The 15828-nt window shown below is 71.6% G+C and carries 12 protein-coding genes; 3 read left to right on the top strand and 9 right to left on the bottom strand.

Annotation, left to right across the window (positions count from 1 at the left end):
- Positions 1–21: 21 nt before the first annotated feature.
- Positions 22–2151 (top strand): S9 family peptidase, encoded by a 2130-nt coding sequence (locus MR1_RS13245; RefSeq protein WP_067247655.1) that lies wholly within the window; start codon positions 22–24, stop codon positions 2149–2151.
- 274 nt (positions 2152–2425) lie between these two features.
- A complete protein-coding gene (locus MR1_RS13240) occupies positions 2426–3265 on the top strand; it encodes a DUF559 domain-containing protein (protein WP_067247652.1) in 840 nt (279 codons plus the stop codon).
- Positions 3266–3470: 205 nt separating this feature from the next.
- Here MR1_RS13240 and MR1_RS13230 read toward each other — a convergent pair whose 3' ends face one another.
- The 6 genes from MR1_RS13230 to truB form a co-directional block, all read right to left on the bottom strand.
- Positions 3471–4499 carry a 6-phosphofructokinase gene (locus MR1_RS13230; protein WP_067247646.1) on the bottom strand — a complete coding sequence of 343 codons (1029 nt, stop codon included), beginning with the start codon at positions 4497–4499 and terminating at the stop codon, positions 3471–3473.
- Positions 4500–4752: 253 nt separating this feature from the next.
- On the bottom strand, positions 4753–6906 hold the full coding sequence (locus tag MR1_RS13225; RefSeq protein ID WP_067247643.1) for a DEAD/DEAH box helicase: 2154 nt from the start codon (positions 6904–6906) through the stop codon (positions 4753–4755).
- 231 nt (positions 6907–7137) lie between these two features.
- The gene (locus tag MR1_RS13220) at positions 7138–8094 is read right to left on the bottom strand and encodes a bifunctional riboflavin kinase/FAD synthetase (protein ID WP_067247640.1); all 957 of its coding nucleotides are present in this window, start codon (positions 8092–8094) and stop codon (positions 7138–7140) included.
- The gene (locus MR1_RS13215; RefSeq protein ID WP_174522544.1) at positions 8091–8495 is read right to left on the bottom strand and encodes a hypothetical protein; all 405 of its coding nucleotides are present in this window, start codon (positions 8493–8495) and stop codon (positions 8091–8093) included. Before MR1_RS13215 ends, MR1_RS13220 begins: the two co-directional genes overlap by 4 nt.
- Positions 8496–8614: 119 nt before the next feature.
- Positions 8615–8989, bottom strand: a complete 375-nt coding sequence (locus MR1_RS13210) for a hypothetical protein (protein WP_067247634.1) — start codon at positions 8987–8989, stop codon at positions 8615–8617.
- On the bottom strand, positions 8986–9906 hold the full coding sequence (gene truB / locus MR1_RS13205; RefSeq protein WP_067247631.1) for a tRNA pseudouridine(55) synthase TruB: 921 nt from the start codon (positions 9904–9906) through the stop codon (positions 8986–8988). The genes MR1_RS13210 and truB overlap by 4 nt, the downstream gene beginning before the upstream one ends.
- A 72-nt stretch (positions 9907–9978) precedes the next feature.
- Here truB and MR1_RS13200 point away from each other — a divergent pair, with 72 nt between their 5' ends.
- Positions 9979–10890, top strand: a complete 912-nt coding sequence (locus MR1_RS13200; RefSeq protein WP_067247628.1) for an HhH-GPD family protein — start codon at positions 9979–9981, stop codon at positions 10888–10890.
- Between the two features lie 14 nt (positions 10891–10904).
- Here MR1_RS13200 and MR1_RS13195 read toward each other — a convergent pair whose 3' ends face one another.
- The 3 genes from MR1_RS13195 to infB all read right to left on the bottom strand — a co-directional run.
- Positions 10905–13106, bottom strand: coding sequence for a helix-turn-helix domain-containing protein (locus tag MR1_RS13195; RefSeq protein ID WP_067247625.1), 2202 nt, complete (start codon positions 13104–13106; stop codon positions 10905–10907).
- Positions 13107–13293: 187 nt separating this feature from the next.
- A complete protein-coding gene (gene rbfA, locus MR1_RS13190; RefSeq protein WP_067247622.1) occupies positions 13294–13725 on the bottom strand; it encodes a 30S ribosome-binding factor RbfA in 432 nt (143 codons plus the stop codon).
- A 123-nt stretch (positions 13726–13848) separates the two neighbouring features.
- The coding region (gene infB, locus MR1_RS13185) for a translation initiation factor IF-2 (protein WP_067247619.1) at positions 13849–15828 on the bottom strand (1980 nt) is incomplete at its 5' end.

The following is a 15828-nucleotide window of genomic DNA, read 5'->3' as shown; positions in this document are numbered from 1 at the left end:
GTGGTCGGATAGCGTGGACGGGTGAACTCCGTCGACGCCGTCACCCGCCCGGAACCCCCTCGCGCCGCCCGCCGCGCGCACACCCGAACCCACCACGGCGACGTGGTCGAGGACCCGTACGAGTGGCTCCGCGCGAAGGACGATCCGGAGGTGATCGCCCACCTGGAGGCGGAGAACGCGTACACCGAAGAGCGCACCGCGCACCTCGCACCGCTGCGCGAGACCCTCTTCGCCGAGATCAAAGGCCGCGTGCAGGAGACCGATCTGTCCGTGCCCACGCGTCGCGGCGACTGGTGGTACTACGGCCGCACGGTCGAAGGCCAGCAGTACGGGCTGCAGTGCCGCGCCCGGATCGCGGACGACGGCGACTGGGTCCCGCCCGTGCTGGACCCGCAGATCCCCGTGCCCGGCGAGGAGATCCTGCTCGACGGCAACGCGGAGGCCGAAGGGCACGACTTCTTCTCCCTCGGCGCCTTCGACGTCTCGGACGACGCCACGCGCCTGCTCTGGTCCACGGACTTCGAGGGAGACGAGCGCTACACCGTCCGGGTGCGCGACCTCGTCTCGGGCGAGAGGCTGGCGGACGAGATCCCCGGTACGTCCGGGGCGTTCTTCACGCCCGACGGCACCGGCATCGTCTACACGACCGTGGACGACTCTTGGCGCCCGGACACCCTGTGGCTGCACCGGATCGGAACGGACGTGACCGAGGACGTGCGCCTGTTCCACGAGCCGGATGAGCGCTTCTGGCTGGGTGCGGGCATCACGCGCAGCCGCCGCTTCCTCGTCATCGGGCTCGGTTCCAACATCACCAGCGAGGAATACCTCCTGGACGTGGACGACCTCACCGCTGCCCCGCGGGTGGTCTGGCCGCGGCGCGAGGGCGTCGAGTACTCGATCGACCACGCCGTCGTCGACGGACGGGACGAGCTGCTCGTGCTGCACAACGACGGCGCGCTGGACTTCGAGCTCGTCGCCGTCTCCCCCGATGACCCTCAGGGCGCGCGACGGGTGCTCATCCCGCACACCCCGGGTCGCCGGCTGGAGGACGTCGACTGCTTCCGCGACGTGACGGCGGTGGAGTACCGCCGCGAGGGGACCAGCCGCATCGCGCTGCTGGACGTCGGCAGCGGTGCGCTGGACGAGCTCGAGTTCGCCGAGCCGCTGTACTCGGCGGGGCTCGGCGGCAACCCGGAGTGGGCCGCGCCGACGCTGCGCCTCGGGTACTCGTCCTTCGTCACCCCCTCCACGGTGTACGACCTCGACCTCGCCACGCGTGAGCTCCACCTCCGCAAGCGCCAGCCGGTCCTCGGCGGCTACGACCCGGCCGAGTACGCCCAGGCCCGCGACTGGGCGACCGCCGAGGATGGGACCCGCGTGCCGATCTCCCTCGTCTGGAAGCGCTCGGCCGGATCCCCCGTCGGTCCGGACGCGGTCGGCGACCGTCCCGTCCACCTCTACGGCTACGGCTCGTACGAGCACTCGATCGACCCGGGCTTCTCCGCCATGCGCCTGTCCGAGCTCGACCGTGGCGTGGTGTTCGCCGTGGCGCACGTGCGGGGCGGGGGCGAGCTCGGCCGCCAGTGGTACGAGGACGGCAAGCTCGGCAACAAGCGCAACACGTTCACGGACTTCGTCGCGGTCGCGCGTCACCTCGTCGACGCCGGCATCACCTCGCCCGGCCGCCTGGTCGCCGAGGGCGGCAGCGCCGGCGGTCTGCTGATGGGCGCGGTGGCGAACCTCGCGCCGGAGCTGTTCGGGGGGATCCTCGCCTCCGTCCCCTTCGTCGACGCGCTGACCACGATCCTCGACCCGTCCCTGCCGCTGACCGTGATCGAGTGGGACGAGTGGGGCGATCCGCTGCACGATCCGGAGGTGTACGCGTACATGAAGTCGTACACGCCGTACGAGAACGTGCGCGACGGGGTCGTCTACCCGCCCATCCTCGCCGTGACGTCGTTGAACGACACGCGGGTGCTCTACGTCGAGCCGGTGAAGTGGGTGGCGCGGCTGCGCGACGCCGGAGCGACGGACGCGCTGCTCAAGTGCGAGATGGTCGCCGGCCACGGCGGCGTCAGCGGGCGCTACAACGCCTGGCGCGAGCGCGCGTTCGAGCTGGCCTGGATCCTCGACCGCCTCGGCGTCGCCTGACCCACGGGATGCGGCGCCTCCGGCGGCGCGCGCCTCGCGCCCGGTGATCCGCCCTGCGGGGCGCCGAGCGGCGTGAAGTGCGCCCCAGGCCTCGAACGCCGATTCAGGCGATCGCACGGATTCAGGCATCCCTGGGCGCGCCCTGCCTGAATCCGCGTGTTCGCCTGATCCGGCGTCCCCCTCATTCGCCCTGCACGGCCGCGGGTTGCCGCCGTTCCTCCACAGATCACGTCGCGCCGGCCCGAGGACGACGCACGCTCGGGACGATCGACGGATGCCGACCTCGACTGCCACCGACTGGGTCCGCCGCCGCGGCGGCGCCGTTCACTCGTCGACGCTGCGCGCCGCCGGGTTCACCGACCACCGGGTGCGCGAGGAGGTGGCCCGCGACGAGTTGCGCCGCGTCCGCCGCTCCTGGCTGGTGACCCCGGACTGCGATGGCCGGCGGGTCGTCGCGGCGGCCGCCGGCGGACGCGTCACATGCGTCACCGCTGCCTCGCTCCTCGGGCTGTGGGATGTGGCGTCGCACGACGTGCACGTCGCGCTTCCGCGCACGGCTTCCAGGTTCGATCCGTCCGGACTGCGCGTGCATTGCGCGCAAGGACCTGTCCCGGTGCCTCCGCGCGCACATGAAGAGCCGATCCTGAACGTCCTCTTCCACGTGGCGTCGTGTCTTCCCCGCGAGGATGCCTTGGCGATCTGGGAGTCCGCGATCCGGCGCGACCGAGTGGACGTCGACGTCCTGGAGCGGGTCAGGTGGCGAACGCGTGCCGCCACGGATCTCGCAGGACTCGTCGGCTCGCGGTCCGATTCCGGCCCCGAGTCCTCGTTCGTCGCCCTGATGCGCGAGGTCGGAGTGGCCGTCCGGCAACAGGTCTGGATCGATGGTCACCCGCTGGACGGGCTGATCGGCGAGCGACTGGGCATCCAGGTCGACGGCTTCGCCCACCACAGCACGGCGCGAGAACGTCGTCGGGACATCCGCGCCGACGCACGGCTGGCGCTCAGGGGCTACACCGTGCTGCGCTTCGATCCGCACCAGGTGCAGCACCGCGGACACGAGGTGCAGGCGACGGTGCTCACCGCGATCGCGCAGGGCCTTCACCGCGCCTGAGCCCGCGAGATCAGGCAGACGCGCCAAAACAGGCAGACGCGCGAAAACACCGCCTGACCCCGCGCGACCGCCTGAACCCACGCCGTGGCCAGCGCCCCACGCCAGAACAGGCAGACGCGCGAGAACAGGCAGGTGAACGCCGTCGTCGCCTGACCCCGCGCGTTTGCCTGAATCGGGGCCGGGGGACGGCGGGACAGCACGAGGGTCAGCCGAAGAGGGCGGCGGCCTCCTCGTAGCGGCTGAGGGGCACGGTGTTGAGCTCGCCGAGGGCCTCGGCGAACGGCACGCGGACGATGTCCGTCCCGCGCAGCGCGACCATCTGGCCCCACGCCTCATCGACGATGGCGTCGGCCGCATGCAGGCCCAGACGGGTCGCCAGGACCCGGTCGAAGGCCGAGGGCGATCCCCCGCGCTGGATGTGCCCGAGCACCGTGGAACGCGTCTCGATCCCGGTGATCCGCTCGATCTCTGGCGCGAGGATCTCGCTGATCCCGCCCAGACGCGGGCGGTTGAACGCATCGAGGCCCTTGTCGCTGTAGGCGTGCTCCATGCCCTTCAGCGTGAAGCCCTCGGACACGACGACGAGCGGCGCCCGGCCGCGGTCCTGCGCGCTGGTGACGAGGGCGCAGATCTCCTCCATGGACATCGGCACCTCGGGGATGCAGATCACGTGCGCCCCGGCAGCCATGCCCGCGTGCAGGGCGATCCACCCGACGTGACGGCCCATCACCTCCGCGACCATGCACCGCTGGTGGGAGTCCCCCGTGGTACGGAGGCGATCCATCGCATCCGTGGCGATGTTCACCGCCGTGTCGAATCCGAAGGAGTAGTCGGTCGCGCGCAGGTCGTTGTCGATCGTCTTCGGCACGCCGAGCACCTGGATGCCGTCACCGGAGAGGCGGTTCGCCGCGGCGAGCGTGCCCTCGCCGCCGATCGCGACGATGCCGTCGATGCCGTGCTTCGCGAGCGTGCGCGAGATGTTCTCGGGGCCGCCGCGCTCACCGTCGTACGGGTTCGTGCGGCTGGTGCCGAGGATCGTGCCGCCCACCTTGGAGAGCCCCTTCACCTCGTGCCGGGTCAGAGGGAAGACATCGCCGTCGACCACTCCGCGCCATCCGTCGCGGATGCCGACGAACTCCAGGTCGTAGGTGGTCGTCCCCTTGAGCACGATGCCGCGGATGACCGCGTTCAGGCCGGGGCAGTCGCCGCCGCTGGTGAGGATGCCGATCTTCATGCTGCCGCCTTCGGGTGTTCGGGTGGGGGGATCGGCGCCGTTGCCTCTCCCGACCCTAGCGTCGCGGGCCAGCCGGCGCCATTCGACGGTGCCGAAAACCGGACTTCTTGACGCCGCTTCTCCGCGATTCTCCCGTTCTTGCCGCGGTTGGCTGCTCACGGTCCGAAATGACGGGAAGGAATGCGACTTCTTGAGCCGAAACGACCGGAAGGCCCCGGCACGAGGTGCCGAGGCCTTCCGATGCCGGATGCCGTCACTCGCCGCCGAGGGCCTCCCGGACGAGATGCATGAGGGCTGCCAGTTGCACGGACTCGCTCGCCGCCGCGTCCACGGCCTCGCCGTCGAGCGCGCGGGCCGCCAGGCCCTGCTTCTGATCGATGAGCTCCGCGATCTTCGTGTCGATCGTGTGCGCCGCGAGGATGCGCCATGCGGTGACCGGCTCGTCCTGACCGATGCGGTGCACGCGGTCGATCGCCTGCGTCTGCTCCGCGGCCGTCCAGCTCAGCTCGGCGAGCACCACGTTGGACGCGGCCTGGAGGTTGACGCCGACGCCCGCGGCGGTCAGCGAGCACACCGCGATCCCCACCTCCGGATCGGCGTTGAAGTCGTCGATCGCCTGCTGGCGGGCGGGCGTCGACTGGTCGCCGCGGATCGAGACGGCCCGGATGCCTGCGGCGGCGAAGTGCGCCTCGGCCTGGTCCATGACGTCGATGTGCTTCGCGAAGAACACGACCTTGCCGACGGACCGCTGCAGCTGGGCCGCGTAGTCGGCGGCCAGCAGAGCCTTCGCCTGGCCGATCCGGCGCACCATCGTGAAGACGTTGTCCCCGCCGGTGCCCGCGGCCTTCGATTCCTCGAGCTCGTTCTGAGCGACCAGGCGCACGATGTCGTCGTCGATCTCCCCCGCTTCGAGGGTGCCGCCCATGCCCCGCTCGCCGCGCGCCTCGAGGATGCGGCGGTAGCGCGCCGCGAGCCGCTCGCCCAGCTCGCGCTCCGCCTCGCGGATGCTGCGGCCGTACTCGTCGTCGAGCTGGACGGGAAGGTCCGCGATGAGCTTGTCGGGCAGGTCCGCCGCGACGTCGATCTTCTTGCGCCGCACGATCCCCATCGAGATCACCGCGTCGCGCGCTTCCGGGTAGAAGGCCTTGTCCGCGGGGGTGAGCCCGGTTTCGTCGAGCTTCTCCATGAGCGGCGGGGCGGGCTTGTCGCCCGTGGTCCAGCCGAGGAAGCGCCAGATCGCGTCGAAGTCCTCGACGTCGTTGATGAGCGGCGTCCCCGTGAGCGCCATGAGCAGGGGCGCGCCCCCGGGCGTCGTCTCCCGCACCCGCGAGGCGAGCGCCAGCACGTTCTGCGACCGCTGGGACGAGAGGTTCTTGATGAAGTGCGCCTCGTCCACCACCATGCCGCGCAGGCCGATCGCTCCGAGCCACGACAGGTGGCGGTCGAGGATCTCGTAGTTGACGATGAAGACGTCGGCGAACGCGTCGATGTCCTGCCCGTCCCCCTGGATGACCGTTGCGCGGCGCCGGGGCGTCCAGCGCTCGACCTCGCGCGCCCAGTTCATCTTGACGACGTTCGGGACGACCACGAGCAGCGGGTAGGCGTTCGCGACGGACGCGGCGAGCACCGACTGGGCGGTCTTGCCGAGGCCGGGCTCGTCGGCGAGGAGGAAGGAGCGGTGCCCGGCCCGGACGGCCTCCAGGAACCGCGCCTGGTGGACCATGACCTCGAGCCCCTTGGGAGAGATGTGGTCGTACTCCGGAACCGGGGGCAGCTCCATGGAGGCCGCCTGCCCTCCGGCGCCGGTCTCGAACGCCTTGTACAGCGGCCCCATCAGCTCCCAGCCGTCGAGACGTCGCCGCGGGGTCGTCGTCGGTCGCGGCGTCAGATCCGGGGCGAGGAAGGGGTTGGCCATCAGGCGGGACTCCACCGACGGCGGCGTCACCTGACGCTCGGCCAGAGCCGCAGGCACGACGGGTGCCTGGACCGGAGCCACGTCGGTGATGACGAGTTCCTCCGGCGGCAGCTCCGCACCCGATTCCAGCAGCCAGTCGCGCCGCATCCGCTTGGCGACCGGGCTCGTGGCTTGGTCGGCTTCCAGCAGCTGGATGAGGGACGTGTCCCGCGCGGCCGTCTTCGCGAGGATCGTCGCGACGCCGTCCAGGCGCTTGAGGAGCTCGGCGCGCGCGGCGTCGGCGATGTCCTCCTGCGCCTTCACCCGGGCGCGCTCCTCTCGCACGAGGAAGGCGATGACCTGGAACTTCACCCGGTTGGTCGGACCGAGCTTGCCCCGCTGTGCCTTGGCCTCGATCTCGCGCACCTTGCGCGCGAGGATCGGGATGAGGGGTGCGTCGTCGTCTCGACGCGACGTCTTCTTCCGCCGAGTGGCGGTCGCCGTGGTCGGCATGCTCCTCCTGAGCGTGGATGCCATCTTCGCCGGATGGCGAACGTACGGATGCCCCGCATGCGGCTCACGCCAGGACAGTGCGGGCGGCGGAGTCCTCTCGCGCACGGATCCGCACACGCGAACCGCGTCGGACCGACGCTCCCGATCGATGCACCGGAAAACGTGGCGCAGGGACCGCGGAGGCTCCGCGGACAAGTCTACGACATCGGAACGCCCCGACGCCGCAGCGCATCACCGCCCCGCGTCACCCAGGAGAAGTCGTCGTGCCTGCACGACGTCCGCGGCGATGCTCTCCTTGAGCTGCTCGATGCCGGTGAAGGCGGTCATCCCCCGCAGCCGCTGGGTGAACTCGACCACCGCGTCGTGTCCGTAGAGGTCCAGGTCGTCCTGGTCGAGCACGTGCGCCTCGACCTGCCGCTGCGGCACGTCGTCGAACGTCGGGTTGGTGCCGACGGAGATCGCCGCAGGATGGCGCAGACCCGTGGTGCGGTCCTCCAGCCACCCGGCGTATACCCCGTCGGCAGGAGCGAGCGCGTCCAGGGCCGGCTCGAGGTTGGCGGTCGGGAAGCCGAGCTCCCGCCCCCGCTTGAGCCCGTGCACGACCTCGCCGCGGACCGTCACCGGACGACCGAGGACGGCGGCCGCCAACGACACGTCGCCGGCGGCGAGCAGCTCACGGATCCAGGTGGACGACACCCGTCGGTCGAAGCCTTCCAGGAACACGTCCTCGACGAGGTCCACCGTGAAGCCGGACTCCGCGCCCAGCTCGCGCAACAGTTCCGGCGTCCCGGCCCCGCGGTGGCCGAACCGGAAGTCGCGGCCCACGAGGATGACGGCCGCGTGCAGCGCGTCGACGAGGATCGACCGCACGAAGTCGGTGGCCTCCCTCGCCGCGAGCTGCTCGTCGAACGTGAGGACGAGGGTCGCGTCCAGCCCGCACTCGGCCAGGAGCTCGAGCTTGCGCTCCACGGTCACGAGGCTGTCGGGGCAGCGATCCGGACGAAGGATGCTGAGCGGGTTGCGGTCGAACGTGACGGCGACGGTCCGCGCCCCCAACGCCTGCGCGTCCGCGCGGGCGCGTTCGATGACGGCGCGATGGCCGGCGTGGACGCCGTCGAACTTCCCGATCGCGACGACCGTGCGGCCGAAGTCCGCCGGGATCTCGGACGGGTCGCGGAAGACGATCACGCCCGCTCCTCCCCCGCGTGCGCGGACGGGCGGTGCGTGCGCAACCACCACATCCCGAGGATCGGGAGGAACAACGGCACGAGGAGGTAGCCGAGCCCGAACTGCGACCAGACCGTCTGGTGCTGGAAGATCTCCGGCACGAGGAGGCTCAGCGCGCCGACGACGAGGACGCCGGTCATCTCGAAGACGATCGCCACCCACGCCACCGTGTACCAGCCGGGGCGCCCGGCGAGGATCAGCGCGAGCGTCGCGACGATGTAGACCACCGCGGCCGCGGCGGACAGCGCATAGGCGAGCGGGGCCTCGTCGAACCGCTGCACGATCTGCACGAAGGACCGGCCGGTCGAGGCCAGGGCCATCACGGCGTAGACGATGACGAGGACGCGTCCGACGCCGCGCATGCGGCGGGTCGGGGGCGTGTCGGGGCGGGTCGAGACGGTGCTCATATCGCCTTCCATCCTACGGTGCGGGAGGATCGGCGATCCGCGCCTCCGCGCCGCTGACCGGAGGGATCGCGGCGTCAGACCCCGGGGAACGGCGTGGTCCAGATCACCTGCATGCGCCAGATCATGACGGCGAGGGACAGGGCGACCACGCCCATGATCACGGTGCTCCAGCGGCTGCGTTCGAGGAGGGCCCAGAGGACGCCGCCGATCGGCAGCAGGACCGCGGAGACGAGATACACCCAGTACTCCAGCGCGTTGCCCAGCGGCGGGTTGCCCACGAACGGCGCGACGATCGCCACGACCACCTGCGCGACCAGCAGCAGCTCCAGCAGGGCCAGCGCGCCGACGGAGAGATCGCTGGGACGACGCCCGGCGAACCCCAGGCCGAGGCACAGCAGACCGCCGCCGATCGCCACCGCGAGCTGGGCGATGGTGAACCCGATGATCATGCGCGTTCTCCCTCCGCCGCGGCGACACCGCCCGGTTCCGGCATGTTCATCGTGCTCTTCAGGTCCGCGCCGCGCGGCTCCACGATCCCCACGAGCGATCCCGCAGGGTCGATGGCCGCGGCGCGCGCGCCGGGGATCCTCTCCCGCTGCCCGACCAGGCGTTTTCCGTGACGCAGATCGCGCGCCTCGTCCGCCGAGACGTCGAGCCGTGGAAGGACGCGAGCCGCCGCGACGGCAGCGGACAGTCGAGGGTGCACGGCCAGCTCGTCGATCCCGCCCGCCTCGGCGACGTCGAACGGCCCCACCCGCGTGCGGCGCAGCGCGGTCAGATACCCGCCGACGCCCAGCCCCCTGCCCAGATCGCGGGCGAGGGCGCGGATGTAGGTCCCGGAGGAGCAGTCCACGATCACGTCGATCTCGATGCCCTCCTCGTCGCGGCGGATGTCGTGCACGTCGAATCGGGAGACGGTCACGTCGCGGGCGGCGAGCTCGACCTCCTCCCCCGCACGGACCCGGTCATACGCCCGACGCCCGTCGACCTTGATCGCCGACACCGCGCTCGGCACCTGCGTGATGGGCCCGGTAAGCGCCTGCACACCGGCGGCGATCCGCGCGTCGTCGACAGCGGCGAGCGCGGCGGGCGTGGCCGGGTCCGTGATCTCGCCCTCGGCGTCGTCGGTCGTCGAGTGCGCGCCCAGGCGGATCGTGGCGGTGTAGGTCTTGTCGGCTCCCACGATGAACGTGAGCAGGCGCGTCGCCCCCTCCACGCCGAGGACCAGGAGCCCGGTGGCCATGGGATCGAGGGTCCCGGCATGGCCGATCTTCCGCGTGCCCAGCGCCCGGCGCGCCCGCGCCACGACGTCGTGGCTGGTCAGCCCACCGGGCTTGTCGACGAGGAGGATTCCGGGGGCGGTCACCTCTCCACCCTATCCGCGCGTGTGCTTCCCTCCCGCCGGGGCGGCGCCCGCGGCCCGGGTTATCGTGGAGGGATGTCCTCCGCCGGTGCCACCGCCCCTGCCGAGGCGGAGCGGACCGCCTCCCTCCTCGGCGACTGGTACCGCCGCCATGCCAGGGATCTGCCCTGGCGGCGGCCGGAGTTCCTCGAGCGCTACGGCGCGTGGGGCGTCCTGGTCAGCGAATTCATGCTCCAGCAGACGCCCGTGAGCCGGGTCATCCCCCATCTCGCGGCCTGGCTCGACCGCTGGCCCGCCCCGGACGCCCTCGCGACGGCCACCCCGGCGGAGGTCGTGCATCAGTGGGCGAACCTCGGATACCCCCGGCGGGCGCTCTGGCTGCATCGCGCGGCCGGCGTCATCGCGGCCGAGCACGGGGGGACGGCCCCGCGAGAGGTGGAGGCCCTTCTCGCGCTGCCGGGGATCGGCGACTACACGGCGCGGGCGGTCGCGGTCTTCGCGTACGGCGACCGCCACCCGGTCGTGGACACGAACACCCGGCGCGTCCTCGCCCGCGTGCGGCACGGACGCGCTCAGCCCGGCCCGCCCTCGCGAGGGGATCTGGAGGACATGCGGCGCATGCTCCCGGACGACCGCGAAGCCGCGGCCGTCGTGAACGCGGCGATGATGGAGCTCGGAGCAACGGTCTGCGGGGCCCGCTCGACCGACTGCGGCTCCTGCCCCCTGGCCGATGAGTGCGCCTGGCGAGGGGCCGGGTACCCGCAGGGCGAGGACCGGCGACGCCGGCAGGCGCGCTACGAGGGCTCGGACCGCCAGGCTCGCGGCGCCGCTCTGAGGGCGCTACGCCACGCTCCGGAGCACCGTCTCCCCGCGGACGCGGTCCTCGCGGACTGGCCGGACCCCGCACAGCGAGACCGGGCCATCGACTCCCTGATCGCCGACGGGCTCGTCGAAGCCGATGACGCGGGGCTGAGACTCCCGCACTGAGTCGCGCGCGGCGCTCAGCCGTGCTGATTCGTCCGGTGCGCCAGCGCGGTGAGCTCGGACCGGGAGCGCACGCCGAACTTGGCGAACAAGCGTCCGACATGGACCTCCACCGTCCGCACCGACAGGCCCAGCGACGCGGCGATCTCGCGGTTCGTCGATCCCTCGGCCACCCGCATCGCCACCTCCAGCTCACGCTCGGTCAGCAGAGGCTCCCAGACGGTGCGACAGGTCCCGAGCGGATCCACCGGCGCGAGATCGATGCCGGAGCCCTCGGGGAGGCGCCGCGGAGCGGGTTCCTCCGCACCCAGGCGTGCGAGCCGCGTCGTGACCGACGCCGCCCAGGCGTCTGCGCCGGCCTCGGCGAACAGAGTGCGGGCGGCACGGAGGTGCCGCAGACCGGCCGAGCGCTCCCCGCGCGCGGCGTTCGCGGCTCCGAGCAGAGCCTCGATCCGTCCGCGTTCGAACGGTGAGCGGACGCGGCGACCGGCATCGGCGGCGCCCGCGTAATCGACGGCTGATCCGCCGTCGACGAGCGTGCGGACGACCGCACGCAGGTGCCGCGCATGCGCCGCGTCCGGAGGCTCGACCGCGGCGTCGACGGTGAGCGGCCCGACCTCGTCCAGCCCGGGGACCGCCAGGCAGGGAGAGGACGCCCCGCGCTCCGACCAGAGCCGGAGGTGAGTGGCCGCCTCGTCGCTGCGACCGGCGAGGTAGGCGGCGACGCCGCGCTCGACCAGACCGTCCGGGCCGGTTCCCGGGGCGAGGCCGGCTGCAAGCGCCTGCGAGAGCGGTCCTGTACGGCCGTCGACGGCGAGCTCGAGCCGTCGCAGCAGCGTCACGCCGAGGCCGGCGAAGGGGATCTCGACCGGCAGGACCCCGCAGGAAGCGCGCAACAGCTCGGCGGCCGTCCGCACCTCCCCGCGCCAGAAACGCAGCAGTGCCACGGCGACGATCCGGTACGCCTCGGCGACAGGGCCCCGCTCGAGGCCGTCCCAGAGCGCGTCTGCACGCGGCCATGGATTGCCCGGTGCGAGCAGGAACAGTCCCCCCTCGGGATCCCCCGCGAGAGCCCGGTACAGGGCAGCGCGAAGCGTGTCCGCAGACGGCGCCTCCTCGTCCCGCTCGCGCTCGTAGAGGGCGCACCACGCCGCGGCTGCGTCTCTGATCGTCCCGCCGACGATCGCCAGCGCCGTCGGGTCCCTGGTGAGCGCGAGCAACCGTCGAGACCGCGCTCGTTCGCCACGCTCCGCGCTCAGCGCGGCGCCCACCGCCGCGGCCCGGCTCCACGTGCGCCACCGCTCGGCACCGTCTTCCGCGGGTCGGTACTCCGCCAGCTCGATCTCCGGCACGGCTCCGTGCAGGAAGGCCGTCGCGGCGAGGTGCTCAGGCAGAGCGTCCAGGGCGATCGCGGGGTCGTCGAGGAGCGGCGAGAGCCACCGGGACGCCTCCTCGGCCCACCCCGCGGCCAGCGCGGCTCTCCCCGCGAGCAGCCGGCAGGAAGCGACATCGGCGGGCGCCGCGTGTCCCGCCGCCTCCCTGGCGACGAGGAACGCCCACTCCGCATCCCCGTCGGCGAGGGCGTCCGCGGCGAGCGTCAGCAGGTCGGGGACGAGGCGCGGGTCTCCGGTCGCCCTCGCGCACGCGCGGTGCCACTGTGCGCGACCGCGCTCGCCGACGGCGGCGTACGCGGCTGCCAACCGGTCATGGGCCGCGAGGCGCTCGGCGTGGTCCGCCGAGCCGAGTACCCATGCCCTCAGGCGCTCGTCGGCGAACGCGAAACGCCCCGCGGAGATGCAGAGGTCTCTGCTCAGGCGACTCCCGAGCACCCGATCCGCGCGGCATCCCCCGGCTCGCAGCAGCACCGAGAGGCGGTCGTCCGCACTGAGCGCGGCCAGGAGGAGCGCGCTCCGCTCCTCGGGGCTCCACGTCTCCCTCGCGAAGGGCTCCGCGAGCGCGGGCGTCAGGGGCAGCGGGTGCGGCAACGGTCGCCGACCGGTCGCTTCCGCATGGGTGAGCCGACCGGCGACCTCCACGAGTGCTCGGTCATCGTCCTGCAGCTGCGCCCGAAGCCGCGCCACCACTCTGGGCACCGCGTGCACCCCGCGCGCGTTCAGGACGACCAGGATCCGCTCGACGTCGGCGGGACAAGGCACGCCGGTGGCATCTGTCACCGCCGCCCGCACCGCGCGCGGCGAACCCGCAAGACCCGTCCCCATCCGCTCCTCGCTCACGCCGTCGTTCGCGAGCCCATTCTAACAATGCATGCCAGATAATCGGGGGAACGCCTGTGGACGAACAGCGTCGGAACGCGACCCCGCAGCTCTCCACGATGACGGCATGCCAGATGGTGGTCTGGAACGACGATGCCGCCCACCCCGAAGGGCGGGCGGCATCGTGATCGACTCAGACGTCGTCGCGGTCGTCGTCCACGCGATATGGATCGGCGTCCCCCGCATGCCGCGCCGAGGACGCGAGCTCCGCCACCTCGGCATCACGCTCACGGGCCTGACGGAGCAGATCCGAGATGTGATCCGCGGACTCCGGCAGAGCATCGGGGATGAACTCCAGCGTCGGCACCAGACGGATGTTGAGCTGGCGGCCGACCTCCTTGCGCAGCAGCCCCGTCGCCGAGGCGAGGGCCGCACCGCTGGCGATCCGCTCCTCCTCGCTGCCGAGGACGGTGTAGAACACCGAGGCGTGCTGAAGATCGCCCGAGACCCGGACGTCCGTGATCGTGACGAATCCCAGACGCGGGTCGCGCAGCCCCTTCTCCAACCGCTCGGCGAGGATCACGCGGATCCGATCCGCGAGTCGTGCCTGTCGTTCTCCGGCCATCGTTCTCTCCTGCCCTGTGCCACCGCGGTCGTCGAGCGAGGAGCGAAGGAGCGAGACGAAACGCCCTCAGATGACCTGAAAGCGTCTCGTCTCGCTTCGCTCGCCCAACGACCTGCCGTCGGATCAGCCTCGCGGCTTCTCCACCATCTCGGTGGTCTCGATCTCGTCGCCGACCTGGATGTCGTTGTACTTGCCGAGGCCGATACCCGCCTCGAAGTCCGTGCGGACCTCGGTGACGTCGTCCTTGAAGCGGCGCAGCGACTCGATGGCGAGGCCATCGGCGATGACGACACCGTCGCGGATGACGCGCGCCTTGGCGTTGCGCGTGATCGTGCCCGAGCGGACGATGACACCGGCGATGTTCCCGAACTTGGAGGAGCGGAACACCTCGCGGATCTCGGCGACGCCCGACTGGACCTCTTCGAACTCGGGCTTGAGCATGCCCTTCAGCGAGTTCTCGATCTCCTCGATCGCCGAGTAGATCACCGAGTAGAACCGCACGTCCACGCCCTCGCGGGACGCGGCCTCGCGAGCCTTGGTGTCGGGGCGGACGTTGAAGCCCACGATGATCGCGTTGTCGATCGTCGCCAGGTTCACATCCGACTCGGTGATCGCGCCGACGCCGCGGTGGATGATCCGCAGCTGGACCGAATCGTCGACCTCGATCTTGAGGAGCGACTCCTCCAGCGCCTCGACGGCACCGGACACGTCACCCTTGATGATGAGGTTGAGCGTCTCGACCTTGCCCTCCTCGAGAGCACGGGTGAAGTCCTCGAGCGAGATGCGCTTGCGGGCCTTGGCCAGCAGGGCGTTGCGCTCGACGGCCTCCCGCTTCTCCGCGATCTGCCGGGCCATGCGGTCCTCTTCGGTGACGATGAAGATGTCACCGGCACGAGGCACCGAGTTCAGGCCCTGCACCTGGACCGGACGGGACGGAGCGGCCTCCTCGACCGTCTCCCCGTTCTCGTCCAGCATCGCCCGCACGCGGCCGTAGGCCGTGCCCGCGACGATCGCGTCGCCGACGCGCAGCGTTCCGGACTGGATGAGCACCGTGGCCACCGAGCCGCGCCCCTTGTCGAGCTTCGCCTCGATCGCGACACCGCGCGCCGCCTTGTTCGGGTTGGCCGTGAGGTCCAGCCCCGCGTCGGCCGTGAGCAGCACGGCGTCCAGGAGCTCCTGGATGCCGGTGCCCGCGCGCGCGGACACGTCGACGAACATGACGTCGCCGCCGTACTCCTCGGCGACCAGGCCGTACTCGGTGAGCTGCTGGCGCACCTTGGCCGGATTCGCCTCGGGCTTGTCGACCTTGTTGACCGCGACCACGATCGGCACGTCCGCCGCCTGGGCGTGGTTCAGCGCCTCCACCGTCTGCGGCATGATGCCGTCGTCGGCGGCCACCACGAGGATCGCGAGGTCGGTCACCTGCGCACCGCGGGCACGCATGGCGGTGAACGCCTCGTGACCCGGGGTGTCGATGAAGGTGATCGCACGCTCGTTGCCCTCGTGCTCCGTCCACACCTGGTACGCACCGATGTGCTGCGTGATGCCGCCGGCTTCGCCCTCGATGACGTTGGTCTGCCGGATCGCGTCGAGCAGTCGCGTCTTACCGTGGTCGACGTGGCCCATGACGGTGACCACGGGAGGACGGATCTCGAGGTCGTCCTCGCTCTCCGCCTCCAGCTCCGCCTCGAGGTCCAGACCGAAGCCCTCGAGGAGCTCCTTGTCCTCGTCCTCGGGCGAGACCATCTGGATCTTGTAGCCCAGTTCGGCGCCGAGAACCTCGAAGGTGGCCTCGTCCAGCGACTCCGTCGCCGTGGCCATCTCGCCGAGGTTGAAGAGGATCGTGACGAGCGTCCCCGGCTGCACGGTGTACCCGTTCAGCGCCTCGAGCTTGTCCGCGAAGTCCGCGATGGACGCGCCGCGGCGCAGACGGATCGTCTCGCCGTTGCCCTTGGAGACGTTGACGCCGCCGACGACCGGCGCCGACCGCATCTCGAACTCTTGCCGCTTCGCCCGCCGCGACTTGCGCTGCTTGCTCTTGCCGCCGCCCTTGCCGAACGCGCCGGCGGTACCGCCGCCGGGACCGCGTCCGCGGCCTCCGCC

Origin of the sequence: Microbacterium resistens NBRC 103078, from assembly GCF_001552355.1 — a bacterium.
In the GTDB taxonomy this organism is placed as follows: domain Bacteria; phylum Actinomycetota; class Actinomycetes; order Actinomycetales; family Microbacteriaceae; genus Microbacterium; species Microbacterium resistens.
Note: the sequence above shows the minus strand (reverse complement) of the source record. Positions and strands in the feature narration are given on the sequence as shown.

What these genes read in the sequence shown, in the direction of transcription:
- MR1_RS13240 (WP_067247652.1), top strand. Translation starts at nt 2,426, where the DNA reads ATGCCGACCTCGACTGCCACCGACTGGGTCCGCCGCCGCGGCGGCGCC.
- MR1_RS13230 (WP_067247646.1), bottom strand. Translation starts at nt 4,499, where the DNA reads ATGAAGATCGGCATCCTCACCAGCGGCGGCGACTGCCCCGGCCTGAAC.
- MR1_RS13225 (WP_067247643.1), bottom strand. Translation starts at nt 6,906, where the DNA reads ATGCCGACCACGGCGACCGCCACTCGGCGGAAGAAGACGTCGCGTCGA.
- MR1_RS13215 (WP_174522544.1), bottom strand. Translation starts at nt 8,495, where the DNA reads ATGCGCGGCGTCGGACGCGTCCTCGTCATCGTCTACGCCGTGATGGCC.
- MR1_RS13210 (WP_067247634.1), bottom strand. Translation starts at nt 8,989, where the DNA reads ATGATCATCGGGTTCACCATCGCCCAGCTCGCGGTGGCGATCGGCGGC.
- MR1_RS13200 (WP_067247628.1), top strand. Translation starts at nt 9,979, where the DNA reads ATGTCCTCCGCCGGTGCCACCGCCCCTGCCGAGGCGGAGCGGACCGCC.
- MR1_RS13195 (WP_067247625.1), bottom strand. Translation starts at nt 13,106, where the DNA reads ATGGGGACGGGTCTTGCGGGTTCGCCGCGCGCGGTGCGGGCGGCGGTG.
- rbfA (WP_067247622.1), bottom strand. Translation starts at nt 13,725, where the DNA reads ATGGCCGGAGAACGACAGGCACGACTCGCGGATCGGATCCGCGTGATC.